The sequence below is a fragment of the Rhodococcus sp. DMU2021 genome (assembly GCF_019641445.1).
GTDB classification, from domain to species: Bacteria; Actinomycetota; Actinomycetes; order Mycobacteriales; family Mycobacteriaceae; genus Rhodococcus; species Rhodococcus pyridinivorans.
Genome location: NZ_JAIFKB010000001.1, coordinates 528,016 through 545,312 on the forward strand (window position 1 = coordinate 528,016; position 17,297 = coordinate 545,312).

Annotated in this window: 14 protein-coding genes; 4 read left to right on the plus strand and 10 right to left on the minus strand. The window is 69.4% G+C overall.

Going from position 1 to position 17,297, the window contains the following annotated elements; genetic code table 11:
* The first annotated feature begins 824 nt into the window (after positions 1–824).
* A complete protein-coding gene (locus K3M35_RS02510) occupies positions 825–1,505 on the plus strand; it encodes a twin-arginine translocation signal domain-containing protein (RefSeq protein ID WP_230809435.1) in 681 nt (226 codons plus the stop codon).
* The gene (locus K3M35_RS02515; protein ID WP_220665934.1) at positions 1,506–3,275 is read left to right on the plus strand and encodes a GMC family oxidoreductase N-terminal domain-containing protein; all 1,770 of its coding nucleotides are present in this window, start codon (positions 1,506–1,508) and stop codon (positions 3,273–3,275) included.
* A 370-nt stretch (positions 3,276–3,645) separates the two neighbouring features.
* Here the strand turns inward: K3M35_RS02515 and pgl are convergent, their stop codons facing one another.
* From pgl to tkt, 5 genes are read right to left on the minus strand one after another with little or no spacing between them, the layout of a single operon-like run.
* Complete coding sequence (gene pgl / locus K3M35_RS02520; protein ID WP_019289290.1) at positions 3,646–4,407, minus strand: 6-phosphogluconolactonase; 762 nt, start codon at positions 4,405–4,407, stop codon at positions 3,646–3,648.
* On the minus strand, positions 4,400–5,308 hold the full coding sequence (gene opcA, locus K3M35_RS02525) for a glucose-6-phosphate dehydrogenase assembly protein OpcA (protein WP_024100808.1): 909 nt from the start codon (positions 5,306–5,308) through the stop codon (positions 4,400–4,402). The genes pgl and opcA overlap by 8 nt, the downstream gene beginning before the upstream one ends.
* Positions 5,305–6,846, minus strand: a complete 1,542-nt coding sequence (gene zwf / locus K3M35_RS02530; protein WP_006551489.1) for a glucose-6-phosphate dehydrogenase — start codon at positions 6,844–6,846, stop codon at positions 5,305–5,307. Before zwf ends, opcA begins: the two co-directional genes overlap by 4 nt.
* A gap of 2 nt (positions 6,847–6,848) precedes the next feature.
* Positions 6,849–7,994 carry a transaldolase gene (tal, locus tag K3M35_RS02535; RefSeq protein WP_006551490.1) on the minus strand — a complete coding sequence of 382 codons (1,146 nt, stop codon included), beginning with the start codon at positions 7,992–7,994 and terminating at the stop codon, positions 6,849–6,851.
* Positions 7,995–7,998: 4 nt separating this feature from the next.
* Entirely contained in the window at positions 7,999–10,101 is a 2,103-nt protein-coding gene (gene tkt, locus K3M35_RS02540) for a transketolase (RefSeq protein ID WP_039587395.1), read from the minus strand.
* A gap of 212 nt (positions 10,102–10,313) precedes the next feature.
* Between tkt and K3M35_RS02545 the strand changes: the two genes are divergently transcribed.
* Positions 10,314–11,291: a heme o synthase gene (locus tag K3M35_RS02545; RefSeq protein ID WP_006551492.1), complete on the plus strand. Its 978-nt coding sequence runs from the start codon at positions 10,314–10,316 to the stop codon at positions 11,289–11,291.
* Positions 11,292–11,355: 64 nt separating this feature from the next.
* On the opposite strand, the gene K3M35_RS02550 is transcribed toward K3M35_RS02545, so the two are convergent.
* Positions 11,356–12,321 carry a quinone oxidoreductase gene (locus K3M35_RS02550; protein ID WP_006551493.1) on the minus strand — a complete coding sequence of 322 codons (966 nt, stop codon included), beginning with the start codon at positions 12,319–12,321 and terminating at the stop codon, positions 11,356–11,358.
* Positions 12,322–12,344: 23 nt separating this feature from the next.
* Between K3M35_RS02550 and K3M35_RS02555 the strand changes: the two genes are divergently transcribed.
* Positions 12,345–12,686: a hypothetical protein gene (locus tag K3M35_RS02555; protein WP_006551494.1), complete on the plus strand. Its 342-nt coding sequence runs from the start codon at positions 12,345–12,347 to the stop codon at positions 12,684–12,686.
* A gap of 71 nt (positions 12,687–12,757) precedes the next feature.
* Here K3M35_RS02555 and K3M35_RS02560 read toward each other — a convergent pair whose 3' ends face one another.
* From K3M35_RS02560 to mptB, 4 genes are all read right to left on the minus strand, one after another.
* Positions 12,758–13,723, minus strand: coding sequence for a heme A synthase (locus tag K3M35_RS02560; protein WP_024100811.1), 966 nt, complete (start codon positions 13,721–13,723; stop codon positions 12,758–12,760).
* Positions 13,724–13,791: 68 nt separating this feature from the next.
* Positions 13,792–14,589, minus strand: a complete 798-nt coding sequence (locus tag K3M35_RS02565) for an ABC transporter permease (RefSeq protein ID WP_006551497.1) — start codon at positions 14,587–14,589, stop codon at positions 13,792–13,794.
* Positions 14,586–15,530: an ABC transporter ATP-binding protein gene (locus tag K3M35_RS02570; protein ID WP_220665935.1), complete on the minus strand. Its 945-nt coding sequence runs from the start codon at positions 15,528–15,530 to the stop codon at positions 14,586–14,588. The genes K3M35_RS02565 and K3M35_RS02570 overlap by 4 nt, the downstream gene beginning before the upstream one ends.
* Positions 15,531–15,541: 11 nt before the next feature.
* A complete protein-coding gene (mptB, locus tag K3M35_RS02575) occupies positions 15,542–17,269 on the minus strand; it encodes a polyprenol phosphomannose-dependent alpha 1,6 mannosyltransferase MptB (RefSeq protein ID WP_374107748.1) in 1,728 nt (575 codons plus the stop codon).
* Positions 17,270–17,297: the final 28 nt, after the last annotated feature.

Sequence of the window (17,297 nt, forward strand, 5' to 3'; positions counted from 1 at the left end):
TTCACCGCGATGGGTCCTCCCGCTGTGTAGTGCGCTGCTCGAATCCGTTCACAGGATCGCCCCGATCCGGCACGGCGGGGTGAACCGTCGGTACAGGGACGAGATCCTCGAACTCGGATGGCGGCAGTCGTGGAGGTCGTTGTCCGGCACTTCGGTCCTCACGGATACCGGTTCACCGACGACGGGAGCCTCTGCGATCCTCACCAGCCCAGTGGCGAATGCCGCCACCGGCACCGCCACGCTGGTCACGAGCATGCACCACAACGTGACAGTGTGCAGACGGCGGCGGGAACGAGCCTTGGTGCCGCCGAGACGTGTCTCCGCTGTGGCGCGGAGGGGGACGACCTATCCGTGGCGGATCAGCGCCTCCCAGGGCCACTGCCGCTGCGGGTCGGTCGGTACGCGACGTTCGAGCGGTGCGCACGCGAGCGTCCGGCCGTTCCGCGTCGGTGATGTGCAATCGCGAAGGCGTCGCATTGCGCAGTCCGGCAGGTGCCGTGTCCGAGGCCGGCGCAAGAACGTCGGCGCGACGCTCGTCGCCGGGACGATCAGCAGGAGCATCGTCCCGGCCTCGGAGTGTCTCCAGGACGGACGCGAACCGGTTGCTCTCCCTCTTCTTCTGCAACATGATTCCCACCCCGTCGCACCGATCGGCCGTGTTCGAATCCTGCACGCCCCGTGCGCGGACGGCACGGGTAGCGAGCTACCCGATTTCCGTGGATCGCTCCACCGGTCCGTGCGACCCGCCGGACGATCCGGACGACATTCCGCAATCGTTCCACGACATCTCGTACGCTGCACCACGGCAACGACGAGGGGGCGACGTGGACGACCCGCAGCACGGGTACTGGAACAGGCGGCGTTTTCTCGCCGGGACGGCCGCGACGATGGCGGCGTTGATCGGCACCGCAGGGGTGCTCGCGAGCGAAGCCGACGCGAGTCCGCTGAACGAGACGCCGCCCGTACGCGACACGATCAACGGGGTGCTCGCGTTCGTCGCACCCGGCAACGACCCGTACTCGCACCAACAGGGTGTGTGGACCGACCGGCCCGGCGGCGTCACCGCCGGCACCGCGGAATCCCTCGAGCGAACCCTGGACCAGGCCTCGCCGATGCCGCTGCTCGGACCCGAGGCGGGCAACCTGCCCGGCGCCGCGGCGATCGCGGTGCTGCTCAACACTTTCGGTGTCACCGCCGACCCGCGTTCGGTGAGTGGTCCGTTCGCAGCGCCGTTCGCGAACCTGAGTCATGCCGCGAAGGCGCAGGTCTTCGAATGGCTCGACACCGACCCGCGTTTCGAAGGTCTGGTGCTGAAATTCGTGGTCAACGCGATTCCCACACTGGCGGCCTTCGCGGCGTTCTCGGAGGTCTCCGCGTACAACCGTACTCGGCGCGAGCTCACGGGGCGGCCGGTCGGCTGGGAGTTGAGCCGCTATGCAGGGCCGAGTGACGGGTGGGACGAGTTCCTGGGCTACTACGGCGAAATCGACGAGGTGGAGGGATAGATGACCGACGTCATCGTCATCGGCGCCGGGGGTGGCGGACCCGTCGTGGCCAAGGAACTCGCGGCGCGCGGGCTCGACGTGCTCGTTCTCGAAGCAGGTCCCCGCTTCGCCGACCCGGAGAACGAGTGGACCCATTTCGAGGACGACCTCAACAATCCGATCACCGGGCTGTTCCGCCACGGACCGGGAGACCGCTCGGGCACGCCGTGGCTCCGAGATCTGCCTCAGAATTCGTTCGTGTGGCAGGTATCCGGCGTCGGTGGCACCACGCTCCACTTCTTCGGCAACTCGCCGCGGGCGGCACCCGGCGTATTCTCCGGATACGACGGCGCCGACCGCGACATGTACGACACGGCGCACCTGTTCCCCTTCGGATACGACGAACTGCGTCCCTACTACGAGTGGGTGGAGGCCACGCTGCCGGTGCAGACTGCCCCGATGGGCGCCAAGGAGCAGTTGTTCCTGCGGGGAGCAGCGGCCATGGGTCTGCCACACCAGACCTCGCTCGATACCACCGTGGCCGCCCACCGCGCACAGCAGAACGCGATCCTCCAACCCGGTGGTACCGCCGGCCGCACCCGCGACCGTGCGCGTCTGCACCATCCCGAAGCGCGGGGCTGCACGATGTGCGGGCACTGCTATCAGGGCTGTCATCTGCCGCTGGGGGCGCCGCGGAATCTCAAGGCCAGACGCTCCACCGACAATTCGTACGTCCCGATGATGCTCACCGCGGACGCGTGGTCACCCCAGGGGCGTGCCGTCACCCTGATCGCCGATGCAGTGGTCTTCGAGATCCTCGTCGAGCAGGTGAACGGGGAGACCGTGGCGCGCGGAGTGCGGTTCACGACGGGAGAGGACGAGCACGAAGCGACCGCCCCGGTGGTGGTGCTGGCGGCCGGGTGCATCGAGAGCCCACGATTGTGGCTGAACTCGGCGCTGCCGAATCCGAACGGCTGGGTCGGCCGCGGCCTCACCGACCACCACATGGACGCGGTCTTCGGCGTCTTCGACGAGTACACCGGGCAGACGCGCGGCCCGGGTTCCAACGCGCGCGTCGATCTGCCCGGCTACGGCGGGATCGAGCAGGTCGGCCTGCCCCCGGCATTGATCGCGTACGCGCTGAACTTCAGCGACTCCGGCATCCACGGGTACGGACGTGCCGGAGGCGTCGTCGATTCCGCGGGGGCCGACAGCGTGGGGAGGCTCGTCGGACGCGACCTGCTCGATACGATGGCCGACGCCGACCGGGTCCTCGCGGCGCTCGTCATCTCGGACGACGACGTCGAACCGGACAACCGCGTGACGCTCTCGCCGATCCTGTACCCGGACGAAGCAGGTCTGGCGCCGCGGGTGACCGTGCAGCATCGTCGGCGCTCGGCGCGTACCCGCCGCAATCGTGACCACGCGACCCGCAAGGCCGTCGAGTTGATGAGAGCGGCGGGCGCGAAGAGGGTGCATCGCTGCGACTGGCCACCGCTGATCCTGCACTCGCAGTCGAGCATGCGGATGGGAGTGAGCGACCGGGATTCGGTGCTCGACGCCGACGCGGAGGCCCGGTGGGTGAAGAGACTGTTCGTCGCCGACAACTCGGCGCTCGCCAACAGTCTCGGAGGTCCGAACCCGACGTTGACGACGCAGGCGATCGCCACCCGCACGGCCGAGAAGATCTTCGCGAAGTACTTCGACGGTGACCCCTGGGTGGCACGGGAGAACCCGGTGTCGTCGATCGACGACCGCGTCACCGCCGCGGTGATCGAACGGGGTATCTGACCGCTCGATCCCGGATCGGACCGGCCGATTTCGTCCCGAGTGGAACCGTCGGGCGTCCCGGCGCGTCGAACGAGACAGAGGGCCGTGACGACAACGGTCCACGACGGGAGGAGCTCACCGGCATGGACCCACGAACGGTGCGATGTGTCCCGGGCCGATCACCGTTGCGCGCACTGCGCTCGACGGCAGGTCCGCGATCGATGAATCGGATGCGGTGTGTGCGAACCGGTGTCGACGACGGCGACACCGCCGGTACTTCGGAGGGGCGCCGTGTGGAGACGGACGACGCCGACGATCCCGACTTCGACGGCGCGGGCGCATGACGGCCGGATCGCCGATCACGGCGTCGGACTCCCGACGCTCCGCCCGGTCACTGCGCCGGGAGTTGCTCTGCGGCAGCCGGATCGAGGAACCACACGGTGCGTTCGGTGCCGTGGGCGCCCGCGGACGGGAAGTCCTCCGGTGCGGCACCGCCCACGGCCGCCGCGACGGCCTCCGCCTTGGCGGCACCGGTGACCAGCAACCAGACCTGCCGCGCCCGCTGCACGGCGGGCAGCGTCAGCGTCACCCGGGCCGGCGGCGGCTTCGGGGAGTCGTCGACACCCACCACGAAACGCTCCGACTCGCGCACCGCGTCGGTGTGGGGGAACAGCGAATTGATGTGTCCCTCACCGCCCATGCCGAGCAGGTGCACGTCGAAGACCGGCACGGTGCCGTCGGGGGAGTGCGCCGCGAGGAGTTCGGCGTACCGCTGGGCCGAGTCCTCCGGTGTGCTGCACCCGTCCTCGCCGAGCGCCGGCATGGTGTGGATGCGTGCCGGGTCGATCGGCACGTGGTCGAGCAGAGCCCCACGGGCCTGCACCTCGTTGCGATCCGGATCGCCGGGCGGCAGGAAACGCTCGTCGCCGAAGTAGACGTTCACCGCCGACCAGTCGATGGCGCCCTGGTCGCGACGCACGTGCTCGAGCATCGCGATACCGGTACCGCCGCCGGTGAGCACGACGTGGGCCTGCACCCGCTCGCGCTGCGCGGCGACGACGGCATCGACGAAGGCGGACGCCGCGGCGCGGGCGACCTCGTCGGCGTCGGCGAAACGCCGGATCTCGGACGGAGTGCGGGCCGTGTCAGACATAATCCACCTTCGGCAGGGCCGACAACGCGGCTTCGTAGACTTCGTCGGGATCGAGGCGACGCAGTTCCTCGGCGAGACATTCGGCCGAGTTCCGGCGCGCCAGGCTGATCAGCGAATCGGGCTTGTGGGTGCGTTCGAGGGTCGCCACGCGACCTTCCTGCGGGCGTTCCAGGGCGATCGTCTGCGACGCCGTGCGCAGTTCCACCCTCAGCTCGCCGACGGATCGCTCGACGGGGCAGTCGAGACGGCTCGCGAGCCACCCCGCGATCAGATCGACGGCCGGTTCGGTCCGCAGCCCCGACACGCGTGCCGAGAGCACTGGCTCGTAGGGCGGCTGATCGAGTGCCGAGACCAGCAGCGCCCGCCAGTAGGTGATGCGGGCCCAGGCCAGATCCGTGTCGCCCGGCCGGTAACCGGACAGGCGGGTCGCGAGATCGGCACGCGGGTCGTCGGAGTTGGTCACGTCGGTGATGCGGCGGACGGCGAGACGACCCACCGGGTCCTCGGCCGGGACCGCGGGGGCCTGGTTGGGCCACCACGCGACGACGGGGGTGTCCGGAAGGAGGAAAGGCACCACGACCGATTCCTGATGTTCACCGAGTTCGCCGTGCAGGGCGAGGATCAATGCCTCGGAGGCACCCGCTTCACCGGCGACCCGGATCTCCGCGTCGAGCCGCGACGGACCGTCCTGTCGTCCGCGACCGACGACGATGACGCGGCAGGGATGTTCCTTCGACGCCTCGGTGGCGGCCGTGATCGCGGCGTCGAGGCCTCGCGCGTCGCCGGCGCACACGATAAACGTGAGAACACGGCCCTGCGTGACCATTCCACTCGACCGTCGCAGCTCCACCAGCTTGCGACTGATGGCATTCGCGGAGGTGTTGCGCAACTGGAGCCTCACGGACGCCTCCATTCCCGGCCGGTACGCCGCAGCATCTCGTCGGCCGATTGTGGACCCCAGGTGCCGGACTCGTAGGGTTCCGGTCGCCCGTTCGCCGCCCAGTGCTCGAGCACCGGATCGAGGATCTTCCAGGACAATTCGACTTCCTCGTCCACCGGGAACAGTGACGGGACGCCGAGGAGCACGTCGAGGATCAGGCGCTCGTAGGCCTCGGGGGAGGAGACCGTGAATGCCTGGCCGTAACTGAAGTCCATGTTCACGTCCCGGACCTCCATCTCGGAGCCGGGCACCTTCGACCCGAAGCGCATCGTGATGCCCTCGTCGGGCTGCACGCGGATCACCAACGCGTTCTGACCGAGCTCCTCGGTCATGGTCTTGTCGAACGGCAGGTGCGGGGCCCGCTTGAAGACCACCGCGATCTCGGTGACGCGGCGGCCGAGGCGCTTGCCGGTGCGCAGGTAGAAGGGCACACCCGCCCAGCGGCGGGTGTCGACCTCGAGGGTGATGGCCGCGTACGTCTCGGTGGTCGAATCCGCCGCGAAACCCTTCTCCTCGAGCAGTCCGACGACCTTCTCGCCGCCCTGCCAGCCGGATGCGTACTGGCCGCGCGCGGTGGTCTCGTCGAACGGCTCCGCCGGCCGGGTCGCCGACAGCACCTTGATCTTCTCCGCGTGCAGCTCCGACGCCGCGAAGCTCACCGGTTCCTCCATCGCGGTGAAGGCGAGCAGCTGCAGGAGATGGTTCTGGATGACGTCGCGGGCCGCGCCGATGCCGTCGTAGTAGCCGGCGCGACCACCGAGGCCGATGTCCTCGGCCATCGTGATCTGCACGTGGTCGACGTAGTGCGCGTTCCACACCGGCTCGAACATCTGGTTCGCGAAACGCAACGCGAGGATGTTCTGGACCGTCTCCTTGCCGAGATAGTGATCGATGCGGAAGACGGATTCCTCGGAGAACACCTCACCGACAACCGAATTGAGCTCGCGCGCACTCTCGAGGTCGTGCCCGAACGGCTTCTCGATCACGACGCGGCTCCACGAGCCGCCGCGTTCCGCGGCCAGACCCGAACGCGACAGCTGCCCGCACACCACGGGGAAGGCGTCCGGGGGAACCGACAGGTAGAACGCGTGGTTGCCACCCGTACCGCGTTCGCGGTCGAGCTTCTCGAGGGTCGTCGCGAGCTCCGCGAACGCCGCATCGTCGTCGAAGGTGCCCTGCACGAAGCGGATCCCCTCCGCGAGGCGCTGCCAGACCTCCTCGCGAAAGGGGGTACGCGAATGCTCACGCACCGCGTCGTGGACCACCTGACCGAAGTCCTCGTCGGCCCAATCCCTCCGGGCGAAACCGACGAGCGCGAATCCGGGCGGCAGGAGGCCGCGGTTGGCGAGATCGTAGACGGCGGGCATCAACTTGCGCCGGGCCAGATCGCCGGTCACGCCGAAGATCACCAGCGCGCACGGGCCGGCGATACGGGGCAGTCTGCGATCTCTGTTGTCCCGGAGCGGATTCACCCACTCCGCCGCACCGGATTCGGGCACGTTCAGCCCTCCGCGCCCGGCGCGTGAGCCGCGAGCTGTTCCGCCGTCGCCGCGAGCAGGTCCTTCCACGCCACGACGAACTTCTCCACACCCTCGTCCTCGAGCTTGCGGAAGACGTCGGGAAGATCCACACCGACCGATGCCAGCGCGTCGAAGACCTGCTGGGAGGAGGCGATGTTGCGGGTGACGGTGTCGCCCGTGACCTCACCGTGGTCGGCGACGGCCTCGAGGGTCTTCTCCGGCATCGTGTTCACGGTGTTCGGCGCGACCAACTCGGTGACGTAGAGGGTGTCGGGGTAATCGGGGTTCTTCACACCCGTCGACGCCCACAACGCACGCTGGGGAACGGCACCCGCCTCGGCGAGCTGCTCGAACCGCGTCCCGCCCTCGAACGCGCGCTGGTACGCGCCGTACGCGAGCCGCGCGTTGGCGAGACCGGCCTTGCCACGCAGAGCCAGCGCCCGGTCGGTGCCGATCTCCTCGAGGCGCGGGTCGATCTCGGTGTCGACACGCGAGACGAAGAACGACGCGACCGAGCGGATCTTCGACAGGTCGTGACCGGAGGCCTTCGCCGCGGTCAGGCCGTCGAGGTAGGCCTCGATGACCCGCTCGTAGCGCTCGACCGAGAAGATCAGCGTGACGTTGACGCTGACACCCTCACCGATCACCCGGGCGATGGCCGGCAGACCCGCCATCGTCGCCGGGATCTTGATGAACAGGTTCGGGCGGTCGACGATGCGCCACAGCTCGAGGGCCTGCTGGACGGTCTCGTCCGTCTTGTGCGCCAGACGCGGGTCGACCTCGATCGACACCCGTCCGTCGAGGCCGTCCGTGGCCTCGAACACCGGCGCGAGGACGTCGCAGGCCGCGCGCACGTCGTCGGTGGTGACGGTGCGGATCGCCTCGGTGGCGTCGGCACCGGCGGCGGCGAGATCGCGGATCTGCGCGTCGTAGGCATGGCCCTTCGACAGGGCGGCTTGGAAGATCGACGGGTTGGTCGTCACACCCACGACACTGCGGGTCGCGACGAGCTCGGCGAGCTTGCCGGAGTCGATGAGGTCGCGGGACAGGTCGTCCAGCCACACCGAGACACCCTGGGCGGACAGTTCGGCCAGCGCAGCGTTCTGCGTGGAGGTCTGCTGGGTCATCGGATCATCCCTTCACTCGGGTCAGCGAGCGACGCGCGGCGTCGACGACGGCCTCGGCAGTGATGCCGAACTCGCGGTACAGGGTCTTGTAATCGGCGGAGGCGCCGTAGTGCTCGAGCGAGACCGGCTCACCGGCGTCGCCGATGAGGCGGTACCACGGCATCGCGAGACCGGCCTCGACGGACACGCGGGCGCGCACCGACGGGGGCAGCACCTCGTCGCGGTAGGCCTGGTCCTGCTCGAGGAACCGGTCGAGCACCGGCACGGAGACGACGCGGGTGGGCACACCGTCGGCCTCGAGGGTCTCGCGGGCGGCAACGGCGAGCTGGACCTCGGAACCGGTCGCGAGGATCACGACCTCCGGGGTGCCCGACGAGGCCTCGGCCAGGATGTAGGCACCGCGGGCGACACCCTCGGCGGCCTTCTCCCGCGTGCCCTCGAGCACCGGCACGTTCTGACGGGTCAGCGCCAGAGCGGTCGGGCCGGTGCGGTTCTCCAGCGCGGCCTTCCACGCGAACGACGTCTCGTTGGCGTCGGCCGGGCGGATCACGGCGAGATTCGGGATCGCGCGCAGCGCCGCGAGGTGCTCGATCGGCTGGTGCGTCGGGCCGTCCTCACCGAGACCGATCGAATCGTGCGTCCACACGTAGATCGCCGGGGTCTGCATGAGGGCCGCGAGACGCACCGCGGGCCGCATGTAGTCGGAGAAGACGAGGAAGGTGCCGCCGTAGGGGCGGGTCGGGCCGTGCAGGGCGATGCCGTTGAGGATCGATCCCATCGCGTGTTCGCGGACGCCGAAGTGCAGGGTGCGTCCGTAGGGCTGCGCGTTCCAGTCCTTCGTGGAGATCGACTCGGGACCGAAGGAGTCGGAACCGGGAATCGTCGTGTTGTTGCTGCCGGCGAGGTCGGCGGAACCGCCCCACAGCTCGGGCAGTACCGGTCCGAGCGCGGCGAGGGCCTTGCCGGACGCCGAGCGGGTCGCGGGACCGCTCTCGGTGGGCTCGTAGGTCGGCAGTGCGTCGACCCAGCCCTCCGGGAACTCACCGGCGTGCAGGCGGTCGAACAGTTCCTTGCGCTGCGGCTCGCGGGCGGCCCACGCGTCGAAGTCGGCCTGCCATGCGGCGCGTGCCTCGGTGCCGCGCGTCACGACCTGCCGGGCGTGCTCGATCACGGCCGGGTCGACGTCGAAGTTCTTCTCGGGGTCGAAGCCGAGGATCTTCTTGATCTCGGCGACCTCGTCGACGCCGAGCGCGGCACCGTGAGCGTCGCCGCTGTTCATCTTCGTCGGCGCCGGGTAGCCGATGATCGTGCGGACGGAGATGAAGGACGGACGGTCGGTGACCGCCTTCGCGGTCTCGACGGCCTCGAGCAGGGCGGTGACGTTCTCGCCGCCCTCGACGGTCTGCACGTGCCAGCCGTATGCCTCGTAGCGCTTGGAGACGTCCTCACCGAGAGCGATCGCGGTGTCGTGCTCGATGGAGATCTTGTTGTCGTCGTAGAAGACGATCAGGTTGCCGAGCTGCTGGACACCGGCGAGCGAGGACGCCTCGGAGGTCACGCCCTCCTCGATGTCGCCGTCGGACGCGATCACATAGACGTAGTGGTCGAACGGGCTCGAGCCGGCGGGCGCCTCGGGATCGAACAGACCGCGCTCGCGGCGGGCGGCCATCGCCATGCCCACGGCGGAGGCCAGACCCTGACCCAGTGGGCCGGTGGTCATCTCGACGCCGGCGGTGTGGCCGTACTCGGGGTGGCCCGGGGTGAGCGAACCCCACGTGCGCAGCGCTTCGAGGTCGGCGAGCTCGAGTCCGTAGCCGGACAGGTACAGCTGGGTGTACAGCGTCAGGCTCGAATGTCCGCACGAGAGCACGAAGCGGTCGCGGCCGACCCACTCGGGGTCGGTCGGATCGTGGCGCATCACACGCTGGAAAAGGGTGTACGCGAGGGGAGCGAGGCTCATCGCGGTACCGGGATGCCCGTTTCCGACCTTCTGCACGGCGTCGGCGGCGAGCACGCGCGCGGTGTCGACGGCCTTGGTGTCCAGGTCGGTCCAGTCGGCAGGATGCGCAGGCTGGGTGAGGGTGCGGATCTCGTCTGTGATCGACACGAGCTTGAAGTCTCCTGACATGGGTGTACGGGGTCCCGGCGGGTGGAAGTCGGCCCGCGCGCTACTTCAGACTAATGCGCTGCTCCGAACGGGTCGATTCGGTCCGGGCAACGGTCCGGTCTACCATCGTTCGTAGTAGAGGAGCGTCCGGAACCGGGCGACCGTGAACGGGCGAAACGAAGGTGCGGATCCGCGTGGGACAAGGAGACAGTGTGCGGGCAGGGCGACGGCCGGGAGGACACGGCTTCGGCGCCCCCGAAGCGCCGAGCGCCCCGCGCCCCGACACCGCGTGGGGCCGGATCTCCGGCACCGTCCTCGCCTACATAGCGTTGACCAAGCCGCGGGTCATCGAACTCCTGCTGGTCGCGACCATTCCCGCGATGCTGTTCGCCGACCGCGGCAACGTCGACATCGTGCTCATCCTGAGCACCCTGTTCGGCGGCTGGATGGGTGCGGCGAGCGCCAACTCGCTCAACTGCGTCGTCGACGCCGACATCGACAAGGTGATGAAACGCACGGCGTTGCGTCCGCTCGCCCGGCAGACGGTGCCGACACGCAACGCCCTCGTCTTCGGCATGCTGCTCGGCATCGCGTCCTTCGCGTGGTTGTGGTGGCGCGCCAACCTGTTGGCCGGACTGCTGGTCGTGGCGACGATCGCGTTCTACGTGCTCGTGTACACGATGGTGCTCAAACGCCGGACCTGGCAGAACGTGGTCTGGGGCGGGGCTGCCGGATGTATGCCCGTGATGGTCGGCTGGGCCGCCGTGACGGGTTCGCTGAGCTGGGAACCCATCGTGTTGTTCCTGGTCATCTTCTTCTGGACGCCGCCGCACACCTGGGCGCTCGCGATGCGTTACAAGGAGGACTACAAGGCAGCCGGCGTGCCGATGTTGCCGGTCATCGCCACCGAGCAGCACGTCACGAAGCAGATCGTGCTCTACACCTGGGCGACCGTGATCGCGACGCTGGTGATCGTCCCGGCCGCCGGTGTGATCTACGCGGCCGTCGCGCTGCTCGCGGGCGCCTGGTTCCTGATCGTTGCGCACCAGCTGTTCAACAGTGTGCGCGGCGGGGCGTCGGTCAAGCCGCTCAAGCTGTTCCTCCAGTCCAACAACTACCTCGCGGTGGTGTGCCTGGGCCTGGCGATCGACTCCGTGCTCGCACTGCCGACGATCGGCTCGTACTTCTGATCCACGCTTCACGACGAACGCCCCGGCCGAGCGGCCGGGGCGTTCGTCGTGCCGGGTCCGGAGATCACGGGATCAGGACGATCGATCCGGTGGTCCGGCGTCCTTCGAGATCGGCGTGGGCGCGGGCGGCCTCGGCGAGGGGATAGCTCGCTCCCACGCGGAGCTTCAGCGACCCGTCGGCGAGCGCCGCGAGCACGTCGCCCGCCCGCCACAGCAGCTCCTCGCGGTCTCGGGTGTAGTGCACGAGGGTGGGCCGCGTGACGAACAGCGAACCCGCCGGGTTCAGCCGCTGCAGGTCGAAGGGCGGGACGGGTCCGCTCGCGGCACCGAACAGCGCGACCGTGCCGCGCACACGGACGGACGCGAGCGACGCCTCGAAGGTCGCGGCACCGACACCGTCGTAGGCTGCGGCCACCCCCTCGCCGTCGGTGAGCTCGCGCACCTTCTCGGCGAGGTCGTCGCCGTAGCGCAGCACCTCCGCGGCGCCGGCCTCCCGCGACAGGGCCTCCTTCTCGTCGGAGGACACGGTGGTGATCACCCGCACGCCCTTCGCGACGGCGAGTTGCGTCAGGATCAGCCCCACACCACCGGCACCTGCGTGGACGAGCACCGTCTCGCCGGGCTGTGCCGGGTGGACGGAGTTCAGCAGGTAGTGCGCGGTCATGCCCTGCAGGAGGACCGAGGCGGCCTGCTCGGCCGGCACCGAGTCCGGGACCGGCACGGCGACCTGCTCGCGGACGCGGACCAGTTCGGCGTACGAGCCGGGTGCCTCGCACCACGACACTCGGTCGCCTACCGCCGTGTCCCGCACACCCTCGCCGAGGGCGACGACCGTGCCCGTGCCCTCCGAGCCCGGGATGTACGGCAGCTCCGTGCCGTAGAGGCCGGTGCGGAAGTAGGTGTCGATGAAGTTGACGCCGATCGCGTCGGTGCGAACCAGCAGCTCACCCGGTCCGGGCGAGGGGTCGGGTCGTTCGACGGGGACGAGGACGTCGGGGCCTCCGTGCTGTGCCACTTCGATTGCGTGCATAGCGCTCACAGTATTCTGCAGACATGAGCGTCGAAACACAGGTCGTGGCCGCACCGGCCGACATCGTCTCGTCCATCCGCAGCTTCGTCGCCGAGCACGGAGGTTCCGGGAAGGCCGTGCTGCAGCCGATCGGTCTGTCCGGCGTCCGGATCACCGTGGTCGCCGCCGACGGCACCCTCGGCGACCGCGTCGCGAAGGACCTCCCGACGGCGCGCGCCATCGTCGAGGAGATCCCCGACGTCACCGTCTCCGAGTGGGACCGCGAGGTCACCAGCATCGCCAACCCGCAGAAGGGTCACTGGGCGAAGATGGCCGGTTGGGTGGCACGTCAGACGAAGTTCCCCAAGGCCCGCAACGAGCGCTGACCGCCCGACATCCGTACGACGACACGCGGCCCCTTCCCGGAAGTCCGGGGAGGGGCCGCGTCGTCGAACGGTCAGGCCGGAACGGGCTCGCGATCCGGTGCGGTCGTGCGCGTCCGTCCGGCCGCCCAGACCGCGGCGGTCGCCGCCGTGCACAGTCCGGCGCCGGCGACGTGGAAGACGACCAGCACGGCAGGCACGTCCGTCCAGAACTGGACGAGGCCGATGCCGGCCTGTGCGACCACCAGGGCCAGGACGACCTTCAGACGCAGCGTGACGGCTCGGGGTGCATGGACCGCGTAGACGGCGAAGGTGAGGCCGATCAGCAGCGCGAGATAGCCGATGAGCGCTTCGGCGTGCAGGTGGACGAGATTGGTGATGTCGAGCGCGAGGCGCGGGACGGGTCTGTCGACGCTCTTGTCTCCGGCGTGCGGGCCGGCGCCGGTGACCATCGTGCCGAGCACGAGGACCACGGCGAGCGCGACACCCGACAAGGCGGTGAGCCGGCGCAGCGGCTGGGGCAATACCTGCACCACCGTGCCGTCGTCCGGCTCGCTCACCTTCGCGTAGAGCACTGTCGCCAGCCACACCATGAGCATCGATGCGAGCAGGTGGATCGCGACCGTCCACCAGGCGAGACCGGCCAGGACGGTGATGCCGCCGATGATCGCCTGCAGCACGGTGCCTGCCGGCATCAACCACGCCCAGGCGATGACCTCCTTGCGGCGCCGCGCACGGGTGACGGCCAGGACGATCGCGGCTGCGACGGCCACGACCACGAAGGTCAGCAGCCGGTTGCCGAACTCGACCACCTGGTGCAGGGTGTTCACCCCGCTCGACACACCCACCGGGACCAGCGACCCGGGGAAGCACTGCGGCCAGGTCGGGCAACCCAGTCCGGAGGCAGTGACGCGGACGACCGAGCCGGTCACTGCGATGCCGCCCTGGGTGAGAATCGTGAGGAACGCGATGATCTTCTGCGTCCGCAGCGACGGCAGGGGGAGACGGTCGACAAGGCTCAGGTAGCCGCGATACAACACGGTTCGATGGTACGGCGTGAACCACTACACGCTGTAGTTGGGTCGTGCCCGATCGGGCCGCCCACGACTCAGGTGAAGCGGAACCAGCGCGCCGCGGCGGTGCCGCCGATCACCGTCCACACGAGCAGCGAGACGATCGACAACCAGTCGAACACACCCGAGGTGGCGTTCTCGAGCGCGAGCGTCAACGCCCCCGACGGCACGATCCGCAGCAGGTGGACCACCGCTTCGGGGATCACGTCGCCGAGCACCACGACGCTGCCGATGCCCAACAGCACGAACCACACGATGTTCGCGAGGGCGAGCACGATCTCGGCGCGCAGGGTTCCACCGAGCAGCAGCCCCAGCGTCGCGAACATCACCGTGCCCAAGGCGATGACGACCGCCCCGATGAGCAGGTCGACGGGGGAGGGGCGCCAGCCCAGGGCCAGCCCGATGGCACCGAGCAACACGGCCTGCAGGACGACGACGATGCCCACCGCCGCGCTCTTGCCAGCGATGATTCCCCACTTGGGCAGCGCGGTCGCGCCGATCCGCTTGAGGGCGCCGTAGCGGCGGTCGAAGCCCACGGCGATCGCCTGACCGGTGAACGCCGTCGACATCACGGCCACCATCATCACCGCTGGCAGCACGCTGTCGACCCGCGAGTCGCCGAGATCGCCGATCGGTAGCAGCGACAGGCCGATCAGCAGCGTGATCGGAATGAACATGGTCAGTAGGAGTTGCTCGCCGTTGCGCAGCAGCAACTTGAGTTCCATGGCGGTCTGCGCCGCGAGCATCTTCGACGGCGAGTTCGGCTGCGGTCGCGGGGTGAAGGTCCCTTCCGCAAACCGGTTGTTCGCCAGACGATCGTGGGTCACGCTCACCCTCTCAACTCCCGACCGGTCAACTCGAGGAAGACGTCCTCGAGGCTGCGCTGATCCACCCGGATCTCGGTTGCCAGTGCGCCCAGATTCGCGCACCAGGTCGCCGCCGCCGCGACGACGGACGGTTCGATCGTGCCCTCGACGAGATACCGCCCGGGATTGTCCTCCCGGATCCGGTGGGTGCCGGCCAGGGTGGACTGCAGGGCACTCAGGTCGAGGCCCGGAGGCGCGGACAGCCACAGCTGGCCCTCGGCGCCGTCGCGGGTGACCTCGTCGGGTGTCCCTGCGGCGACCACCCGCCCGTGATCGATGATGACGATCTCGTCGGCGAGCTCTTCCGCCTCGTCCATGAGGTGGGTGGTGAGCAGCACGCTCACACCGTCGCGGCGCAGCGCGTCGATCAGTTCCCAGACGAGCAGCCGGGCCTGTGCGTCGAGACCCGCCGTCGGTTCGTCGAGGAACACCAGTTCGGGGCGCCCCACCAGCGCGCATGCGAGCGCGAGGCGTTGCTGTTGTCCGCCCGACAATCGGCGGTAGGGGGTGCGGCGGGCGTCGGTGAGCCCGAGACGCTGGAGCAGCCAGTCGGGGTCGAGGGGATCCGCCGAGTACGCCGCCACCAGGTCGAGCATCTCACCGGCCCGCGAACCGGGATAGGCGCCGCCACCCTGCAGCATCACGCCGATCCGGGGGCGGAGGGCGTCGGAATCGGCGACGGGATCGAGCCCCAGGACGCGGACTGTGCCCACGTCGGGAGTGACGAACCCCTCGCACATTTCCACGGTGGTGGTCTTACCGGCGCCGTTCGGGCCGAGGAGGGCGAGCACCTGGGCGCGTTCGACGGTCAGATCGAGACCGTTCACGGCGGTGACGCCCCCGTAGGTCTTGACGACGCCGTCCAGGCGCACGGCCGGTACCGCACCGGCGGGAGAACTCGGGGTCACAGGGTTCCAGCCTAGGCGTCCGCGGTTTCCGCCGGACGCGGTGGTGTGCGCTCCTGCAGCCGCCACGGCAGCCGGGAGCGTGTGGCGACGATGATCAGACCGACCACGACGATGGTCGCGATCGACGCCTGGACGATGATGAACGGTTGGTATTCGCTGCCGTTGGGCATGAGGATCATGCCGACAACCGACGAGAACGCGATGGTGGGGATCCGGAAGACCGGGCGGGTCGCCCAGGCCGCGAGCGGGATCACCGCCCACAGCAGGTACCACGGTTGCACGACCGGGAAGAGCAGCACGATCGCGCCCAGCGAGACCCCCAGCGCACCGACCGGATGGATCCGTCCCATGAGCACCGCGAGCAGCATGCGCATCGTGACGAAAGCGGCCACCAGCGCTGCGATGGGGCGCGTGATGGACAGCACGGCCGTCGTGTGGTCGCCGAGACCGAGCAGCACGCCGCCGAGGCCGGTACCCATGCCGAGCAGGGTCGGGATCGACATCCAGCTGCGGACCTCCGTGGCGGTGCCCAGGGTCTTCGTCCAGCCGAAGCCCAGGCCGCTGCCCCAGCTCACAGCGCCGATGACGACGCAGGTCCCGATGCCGAGGATCGCGGCGGCGGCGAGCACGGCGCGGAAGCCGCCACCCCACTTGCGGGCAAGGGCCATGCCGACGAATCCGAGCGCGAGCAGCGAGGGCACCTTGATCATCGACGACAGGACGATCAGCGCGGTGCCGGCCGCGAGCCACCCCGTGAGACGCAGGCGCGAGGCCGCCTCGTCGTCCGGGTGGACGGCCCGCAGCGCGAGCTCGACACCGGCGAGCATGAGCCCGAGCATCAGGGCCTCGTTGTGGATGCCCGCGACCAGGTGGAAGAGCAACAGCGGGTTCGCGGCACCGAGCCACAACGCGCTCACCGACGCGACGCCGCACCGGCGGGCGAGCCGCGGCAGCGCCCACACGATCAGGGCCACGCCCACGAGCGCGAGCAGCCGGTGGACGAAGATGCCGGCCACGATGTTCTCGCCCGTGAGGTACGTGATCTTCTCGCCGATCCACAGGAAGGCCGGGCCGTAGGGGGCCGAGGTGTCGCGCCAGATGTTCGGCACCGTCCGGGTCAGGACGTGGTCGACCCCCAGCGCGCCGGCCGGACCGATCGCGTAGGGATCGAGCCCGCGCGCGGCAATCTCGCTCTGCGCGAGATACGAGTAGACGTCCTTGCTGAACATCGGCGGAGCGACGACCAGCGGAAGGATCCACAGCAGCAAGGTGCGGTCGAGCTGCGACCGGGACAGTCGGCGCACGGGACCGTCCGGTGCGCCCCGGCCGATCGCGAACCGGCCGAGCAGCAACCAGGCGAGGATCACCAGCGCCGTGCCGATCATGGTCGTCGTGAGGGCGGCGCTCGGCATGCGTGCCGCCAGTCCGAGGGCGCGGACGCCCTGCACGGGGTTCTGCAGGACCGGCTGGGCGCCGGCGCCGAGTGCCCCGACTGCCATGAGGACGGCACCGGTGGCGCCGAGCAGCCGGATGCGGTGGAGGTAGACGTTCTCGATCGCGTCGAGTCCGCGACCTTCGATCTCGTCGCCGTGCAGGACGACCGAGACATCGGCGTGTGGTCCCGGGGCGTCGAGGCCCAGAGCGCGTCGGATCCACACGTGCAGCCGTTCGCGGACCCCGGATCGGCCCGGCGACGGAGACGTCGTGTGCGGGGCGGACAGGGGAGGAGTCGACGGCACGTCAGAAGCGTAACGGGACGACGAGGGT

What these genes read in the sequence shown, in the direction of transcription:
- K3M35_RS02515 (WP_220665934.1), top strand. Translation starts at nt 1,506, where the DNA reads ATGACCGACGTCATCGTCATCGGCGCCGGGGGTGGCGGACCCGTCGTG.
- pgl (WP_019289290.1), bottom strand. Translation starts at nt 4,407, where the DNA reads ATGTCTGACACGGCCCGCACTCCGTCCGAGATCCGGCGTTTCGCCGAC.
- tal (WP_006551490.1), bottom strand. Translation starts at nt 7,994, where the DNA reads ATGACCCAGCAGACCTCCACGCAGAACGCTGCGCTGGCCGAACTGTCC.
- K3M35_RS02550 (WP_006551493.1), bottom strand. Translation starts at nt 12,321, where the DNA reads ATGCACGCAATCGAAGTGGCACAGCACGGAGGCCCCGACGTCCTCGTC.
- K3M35_RS02555 (WP_006551494.1), top strand. Translation starts at nt 12,345, where the DNA reads ATGAGCGTCGAAACACAGGTCGTGGCCGCACCGGCCGACATCGTCTCG.